This is a genomic window from Ruixingdingia sedimenti (assembly GCF_031432425.1).
Classification (GTDB): domain Bacteria; phylum Pseudomonadota; class Alphaproteobacteria; order Rhodobacterales; family Rhodobacteraceae; genus Ruixingdingia; species Ruixingdingia sedimenti.
In genome coordinates, this window is sequence record NZ_JAVKPH010000039.1 from 21511 (window position 1) to 27715 (window position 6205).

A 6205-nucleotide genomic window follows, 5' to 3' on the forward strand; every position below is an offset into this window, starting at 1 on the left:
GTCATTCCTATCGGCTGATCAGTTGTTCACGGACTCCCCGCGCCGAATTGCGTTTTGTTCCCATCGCCTCATTGGCCGAGAAGAAACTGATGATCCCGTCCGAGCGCCGCGCACCGGACCCGAATTGCCATTCGAATTGCGGCGCCGAGGCAATCTGGCAATCCTGAACCAACGCCCATTCGAAGGGCTCTGCGGGAGGCTCGGAACCCGTTGAAGTCAACATATGAAACTGCGGGTCCATTGGTTCGCCACGCACAAAGTCAAAGCGCAGCGGCTTGTTCCCACCTCGAACCGGCACCAGCTCAGTCTGAATGCCGTCCTGACCCATATACAAACGGTTGCGGTTCCGATCATAGATGATCTCGAAAGTGCTCTCCTGAACGCCTATTGCCACACTTGTTCCGATGGCGGATTCGGTCCACGTTCCCGCGATCAGCGGACCTATCTGTCGCAGGTCAAAATTGCCCGCCCGGTGGACGTCAGCATGGCAGACTGGGTTGGGCGGCTCACCGGCCAGTGCTGAAGCTGCCGTAGCGATCAGCAGGGCCGCAGTTCGGGCCAAGGCGCGTCCAGCCATTTCAGTCAAGCTCATCAAGCCGGGTGTCGAAGCTGAAAGTGACAGGCCGGGTTTCGGAAGCGGGGCCGCCGCTGACTTGCCCGGTGAGCGTACCCTTCAAGGCGACGATCCCGTCGCCCGGCGTGAACTCGTCCAGTGTCAGTGTCAGGCTGTCCTGATCGCCGCTCCAGTTCCGTCCCATGTCGCGAGCAAAGGTGATCGTCAACGCCACCTCGCTTGGGGCGGGCAATTCGCCGTTGATCACCAGTTCCAGATTGACCGGTCCCAGATCGCCCTCCATCTGTGCGGCAAGGAGTGAGACATCGGCGTAGTTGCCGATGACTGTCGCGCCGGACAACTCAGGGGCAACGGTCAGTTCCAGCGGTTGATCGCCGAAACTGCCGGTAACCAGCCCACCCGGTTCGTCGGCCAGCGCCGGCAGCGCCAGCAGGGCGATCAGAAGGGGGGCGCCTGCCCGGTACATGGTCGAGAAAATGGACAAGTGCCGTTCCTCCTGTTGTTTAATCCCGAGTATATCTTTGCTCATGACTGGCGGCCCCGTTCGTTTGAACGGGGAACGTGCGGTCTTTTGTGCTAAAGTTGCACAGGAACCGGGTTTTTACGTCAGGTTGTGGTGATGAACTTGCGGCATCGCATCGCTCGAACCGCGCTGATCGCAGCGCTTTTGCTCAGCTCCGTGCCGGCGGCCGCCGAGAACGTTCTGCTGACCCTGACCGGGGCGGTCACGGATGGCAGGGTGGAGCTGACGCGCGCGGATTTCGATGCGATGGACTGGCATGAGTTTGCCACATCGACCAGCGTCACAGATCACCAGCCAGAGTTTCGCGGCGTGCTGATGCGCGACATCCTTGCCCACGCCGGGGCCGAGGGCAGCCAAGTGCGCGCCGCGGCATTGAACGATTATGTCGTCGATATCCCCATTGAGGATTTTTACCAGTTTGACGTTCTGGCCGCGCTTTACATGGATGGTGTACCTTTGACCCCGCGCGACAAGGGCCCGGTCTGGATCGTCTACCCGCGCGACGATCATGGGGTCCTGGCCGATATCCGCTATGACATGCGATGGGTCTGGCAGCTTGTCGCGCTGCATGTGCAATGACCACCCGCCAAGAGTGGATACGATATCTGGGGCTGGGCGGTCTGGTTCTGGTCTGCCTGGGCCTTCTGGGTCTGGCTGCGTGGCAGCTAGTTCAGTTGGAACGTCAGATGCGGATCGGTGCGAGCGAAAACATGATCTGGGTCTTTGGCCAGGCACAGATCGAGGCTTTGAATCTCGCGCTCACGCTTTCTGACGAGGCGGCGGCGCAACAGATTCAGACCCGTTTTGACGTCTTGCTTTCCCGGCTGACGCTGCTGGAAGAGGGTCCACAACGCCGCTTTCTCGAAGATGCGGGGGTTTCCGAAACGCTTGCTGATTGGCGCAGCGGCCTTCTGGCGCTTGACCCCGCGCAGGGGGCCGATATGGCCGCGCTGCGGGCGCATGTCACGGCGCTGGTCGCGGCGCTGCGGGGCAAGGCCAGTCTGGTAATGTCCCACGAATGGCAGATTCAGGCTGAGCGGCTGGACCGTCTGGGACATCTGCACCGGCTTGCGCTGGTGTCGGTACTGGGAGCTGCATTGGCGGGACTGGGATTGGCCGCGATCCTGATCGATCGCGAAAGGCGGTTGATGAGGGGACGGCTGGATCGCCTCCGGGCTGAAAAGCTGGCCGGCGATCTGGAGCGAGAACGCGAAACCTCCGAAAACCACCGCCGATTCGCCGATCTGATTGCCCATCAACTCCGCACGCCGCTGGCTGTGATCGACAGCGCCATGCACCGCCTGACCCGGCGCGGCGGGCCGGTTTCGCCGGAATTGGTTTCGGAAAAGGCGGCCGTCTCGCGCGAGGCGGTTGCGCGGCTCGTGAAGCTGACGGATACCGCCCTGATGATGTCACGGCTGGAACGTGACGGAGTTCTTCCCCATCTCGGTGCTCATGACCTGCATGATCTGGCGGCCGCGGTCATTGACGACCTGATGGTGGCGCAGGGCCGCAACCCGTCCCGTATCCGGCCGCCGGCGCAGGCAGCGCCGATGGTCGCGCTCTGCGATCCGGCGTTGACCGGCGAAATCCTGTCCAACCTGCTCCGCAATGCGCTTTTGTATTCTCCTCTCGATTGCCGCGTCGATGTCGAGGTGTCGCAATCGCAGACTCACATCGTCTGCCGGATCGAGGACCGGGGGAGAGGCATGTCGCCTGAAGAGATCGCACGCGCCTTCGACAGGTTCCACCGTGGGAGTGGGCACGAAACCCTGCCTGGCTCTGGGCTGGGGCTGACGCTTGCGCGCCATCTTGCCCGGATGCAGGGAGGTGATGTGAACCTGACACAGCGTGCCGGAGGCGGTCTGACCGCCGCGCTTTACCTGCCGAGGGAGGTCTCCGCATGACCGCGCCACTGATCCTGTGCGTGGAGGACGAGCCGTCGCTGCGCGACGATATCGCGTTCGAACTGCACGAGGCCGGCTATGCCGTGGCGGCTGCCGCTGATGCGCGTGAGGCGCTGGCCATTCTGGAAAGCCGGCGCCCCGATCTGATCCTGTGCGACATCCTGATGCCCGGCATGGATGGAAGAGGGTTCATATCCCATTTGCGCAAGACTCACCCCGATCTCGACGACGTGCCCTTCGTCTTCCTGACCGCCCTGTCTTCACGCCAGCAGATGATCGACGGGCGCATTGCTGGGGCCGACGACTATCTGACCAAGCCCATTGACTACGACCTGTTGCGTGCGACCGTAGAATCGCGCCTGAAGCGGATGCAGCGGTTACGCGCAATGCCGGGAGACCGTTCCGGTCTGACCGCGCTCGATCGCCTGGCCATCGGCGTGGTGCTGCTCGACGCCAATGGCGGAGTGGTCCATGCCAATCCTCTCGCCCGGCGCCTGTCGGACGAGGCTGGCATCGTGCTTGGCGGGCGCATCACCACCGGCGGTGAGGATGGCCGGAAACTGACCGCGCTGATCGCTGCGCTGATTTCGGATGAAGGGATGGCTACGGCTGGCCTGCGTCTAGACAGGCGCCAACTCGTGGTCGCAGGGATGTCGCTTCCGGCGCGCGCCCACCATGATGAGGCGGTTGCCATGCTGATACTGAGCGGCGGCGATGGTCAGCCTCCTCTGGACAATACGACTCTTGGCCAGCTGTTCGACTTGACCCCGATGGAAGCCCAGGTCGCGCATTTGCTGGCCGAAGGACTGCGCCGTAGCCAGATAGCGGACCGGTTGACGATCTCGGGCACGACGGTCGCCTTTCATCTGCGAAACATCTTCGCCAAGACCGGCGTACAAAGGCAGGCGGAACTAGTGGCGTTGATTCTGTCTGTTCCGCTGGCGCAGCACTGCGAAATGTAAAGTCTCCGCGTCACCCACCGTCGGTCACGCCGGCTCGCTATGTCTCGGCCTACACAGGATATCGTACGCGCCGAGCTTCCTTTGAGAAACCCCTGACTAGAGTGCTGGGAGCACTGAATTTGGGCATTTCTTAAAGACCCATATAGCGTGTGCTTTGGAAAGGTGCCATTATAGGCGTCATGGTGGCCGAACGAGCACAAAACCTGAAGAAGGTCCTTGATGCAGTGCCCTCCGGGTATCTGGTCGATGCAGCATGGCTTACCGCGCATGGCATCGCCTACGAGACCTTTCGTGACTACGTCAAGCGCGGCTGGCTCGAGCGTCTGACCCGCGGCGTTTTCCGTCGCCCGTCACCGGGCGCTTCTGCGTCGGATACGATCGATTGGAAGATCTGCCTGCTCTCGGTCCAGCAGATCATGCGCTACGATGTCCATGTCGGCGGTATGACCGCGCTCACCCAGCAGGGTCACGGCCACTATCTGCGTCTGGGCGGCAACGCCCCGGTATGGACTTACGGTGAAGCCATACCGAACTGGCTTTCGAAGCTGCCGCTGAATGCGCCGATTGAGACGCGCAACAGGTCCCTCTTTGCCGATCCGCAGCTTGGTCTTCCCGATGACAGCACGGGTGCAGGGCAAACCGTTCCCTGGGACTGGCAACTCAGGATGTCGTCTCCCGAACGGGCGATCATGGAAGCCATGGACGAGTTGCCCGACCACGAGAGCTTCCACAATCTCGACATGGTGTTCGAGAGCCTGACGACGCTGCGCCCGAAGATGCTGGCGGCGCTGCTGCGCAGTTGCAGGAAGATCAAGGTGAAGCGGCTGTTCTTCGTTTTTGCTGATCGCCACGATCATCCCTGGCGCAAACGTCTTGATCCCGCGGAGTTCAACCTCGGCCGTGGCGACCGCGCTCTGGTCAAGGGTGGCAGGATACACCCGCGCTACCGCATCGTGGTGCCGGAGGAGTTTGTAGCGACCGGGGCCGGCGATGGCGCGTGAGGATTATGAAGCCCAGGTCGCGCTGCTCATGCGCTTGCTCCCGCATGTTGCCAAGGAAAAGGTGTTCGCGCTCAAAGGCGGCACGGCAATCAACCTGTTCTACCGTGATCTGCCTCGTCTGTCGGTCGACATCGATCTGACCTATCTGCCGATCAAGGATCGTGGCGAAAGCCTCGCAGAGATCAACGAAGCGATGGACCGCATGGACGCCGCCATCGAAGGCAGCATAGCCGGTGCGAAGACGCAGCGCATCCAGGGTGGGGGAGGGGGTGCCACTCGCGTTCTCGCTCGTCTGGGCGGCGCCGAGATCAAGATCGAGACATCGCCTGTCATGCGCGGCGTCGTGCATGATCCCGAGATGCGTCCGGTGTCAGATGCGGTGGCGGATGAATTTGGTTATGCGGAGATGCAGGTCGTTTCCTTCGAAGACCTGTTCGGCGGCAAGTTGCACGCCGCAGTAGATCGTCAGCATCCGCGTGATCTTTACGACATCAAGCTGCTCTATGAAAATGAAGGTCTGACAGAGGATCTGTTCCGGACCTTCCTGATCTACATCGCCTGCTCATCGCGCCCGGCGCATGAACTGCTGGACCCGAACTTCATCGACCTTGACGAGCCCTATACGAAAGAGTTCGAGGGCATGACGAAGGTGCGTGCCAACCTCGACGACCTTCTCGAAACACGAGAGCGGCTGGTAGCGGATATCCGGTCTCGTCTCGACGAAAAGGTCAGGACGTTTCTCCTGAGGCTGCATGACGGCACGCCTGACTTCGGCGTGATCGAGAGGCTGCGGGCGGCCGACCTGCCTGCGGTTCGTTGGAAGCTGATCAATTTAAGGAAGCTGAAGAGCGATAACCCGGCCAAACATGCGGAGCACCGATTGGCGCTGGAAGCGCTGTTCAGTTAGTCTCCAATACGGCTGTCGCTCCGTTTGGGGACTGACCGGTCTTTGTCAAATGAGAGGCATGGATAGTTCGAAAGCTGGGTTTCCCAAACGGCTCCAATGAGTTACATTAAGCGGCGAGTTTGGGGATCTGGCGTTCGACCAATCGCAAGTATCGTTGGTTGCGCGCCCCCGCAACCAAAATCCTTCGCGTTTCCAAACGCTTATACGCCGCCCCTCGGGGCGGTGTTTGCATTTCCAAGGCCCGTGGAAGCACTGTAAGCGCGACGCTGATCCCCTCCTGCCGCTTCTGATCTGACCGGGCCATTCTCCGGGCGCATGAGCGTTGGAGGTG

The 6205-nt window shown here is 61.3% G+C and carries 7 protein-coding genes; 5 read left to right on the plus strand and 2 right to left on the minus strand.

Annotated elements, in window-relative coordinates; genetic code table 11:
• Positions 1-7: 7 nt before the first annotated feature.
• Together RGD00_RS20270 and RGD00_RS20275 are read right to left on the minus strand one after the other, a co-directional pair.
• Complete coding sequence (locus tag RGD00_RS20270) at positions 8-592, minus strand: hypothetical protein (RefSeq protein ID WP_310459074.1); 585 nt, start codon at positions 590-592, stop codon at positions 8-10.
• On the minus strand, positions 579-1103 hold the full coding sequence (locus RGD00_RS20275) for a hypothetical protein (protein ID WP_310459075.1): 525 nt from the start codon (positions 1101-1103) through the stop codon (positions 579-581). The genes RGD00_RS20270 and RGD00_RS20275 overlap by 14 nt, the downstream gene beginning before the upstream one ends.
• Before the next feature lie 90 nt (positions 1104-1193).
• Between RGD00_RS20275 and RGD00_RS20280 the strand changes: the two genes are divergently transcribed.
• The 5 genes from RGD00_RS20280 (at position 1194) to RGD00_RS20300 (ending at position 5874) form a co-directional block, all read left to right on the plus strand.
• On the plus strand, positions 1194-1676 hold the full coding sequence (locus RGD00_RS20280) for a putative pterin-binding protein (protein WP_084732134.1): 483 nt from the start codon (positions 1194-1196) through the stop codon (positions 1674-1676).
• On the plus strand, positions 1673-3004 hold the full coding sequence (locus RGD00_RS20285; RefSeq protein WP_310459076.1) for a sensor histidine kinase: 1332 nt from the start codon (positions 1673-1675) through the stop codon (positions 3002-3004). The genes RGD00_RS20280 and RGD00_RS20285 overlap by 4 nt, the downstream gene beginning before the upstream one ends.
• Positions 3001-3966 carry a response regulator gene (locus tag RGD00_RS20290; RefSeq protein ID WP_073067675.1) on the plus strand — a complete coding sequence of 322 codons (966 nt, stop codon included), beginning with the start codon at positions 3001-3003 and terminating at the stop codon, positions 3964-3966. Before RGD00_RS20285 ends, RGD00_RS20290 begins: the two co-directional genes overlap by 4 nt.
• Positions 3967-4145: 179 nt before the next feature.
• Complete coding sequence (locus RGD00_RS20295; protein ID WP_073067677.1) at positions 4146-4967, plus strand: type IV toxin-antitoxin system AbiEi family antitoxin; 822 nt, start codon at positions 4146-4148, stop codon at positions 4965-4967.
• Entirely contained in the window at positions 4957-5874 is a 918-nt protein-coding gene (locus RGD00_RS20300; RefSeq protein WP_073067680.1) for a nucleotidyl transferase AbiEii/AbiGii toxin family protein, read from the plus strand. The genes RGD00_RS20295 and RGD00_RS20300 overlap by 11 nt, the downstream gene beginning before the upstream one ends.
• Positions 5875-6205 lie beyond the last annotated feature (331 nt).